Consider the following 670-nt stretch of genomic DNA (forward strand, 5'->3'; position numbering starts at 1 on the left):
ATCAGTATAGGAGACCTCAAATTGAAAATATAGACGTGTTGTTATTCGGTGCTTACCTTTGAAAACGGGTGCCACAATATCATGCTTCTCTTCCATAAAGAAATCCTCCTATACTGAATCTTATGTCTTCAGTATAGGGGGATTGGTCGACCGCGCCTAGACGTATCGTTATTGACTGCTTACAAAGTAGGGAGATAAAACTATCAAAATCCATGAAACAAGTGCGACAATTAAAGTAATTGTTTTGTTCTTATAAATTTTATTTGCAGAACGAATAAGTATAGCAAAAGCTGTATCAAGGAATAAAAGATTGACACCCCCTAAAAGTGTAATAAAGTTTGAAAATTTAGGCTGACCAAATAACAAGAAAATAAAATGCTCAATCCACAATAAGAAAAATGTATTTGGATAATGCCCAAAATATTGTTGATTAAGTAAATTTGATGATTGCCCCGAAGCCGCGTTTTCAATCATTTCTGGGTCCCATGTTGTATTTCCGCAGAGGAAGTGGAGAATTGCCAATTGCCATATAATGGTAAGTATAACCATTAATGTCACTAGATATATAGCGTGAGATTCAATAATTTCTTGTATCCTTTTTAGTTTTATAAAATCCCGGTTTGTAAAATTAAGTTAGAAAAACAAAAAAGCCATTTGTGATAGACTTTTG

The 670-nt window shown here is 33.6% G+C and carries 1 protein-coding gene; it reads right to left on the reverse strand.

The features are described 5' to 3' along the window. Positions 1 to 168: 168 nt before the first annotated feature. On the reverse strand, positions 169 to 474 hold the full coding sequence (locus FD34_RS08540) for a hypothetical protein (RefSeq protein ID WP_152936755.1): 306 nt from the start codon (positions 472 to 474) through the stop codon (positions 169 to 171). Positions 475 to 670: the final 196 nt, after the last annotated feature.

Origin of the sequence: Limosilactobacillus pontis DSM 8475 (assembly GCF_001435345.1) — a bacterium.
GTDB lineage: Bacteria > Bacillota > Bacilli > Lactobacillales > Lactobacillaceae > Limosilactobacillus > Limosilactobacillus pontis.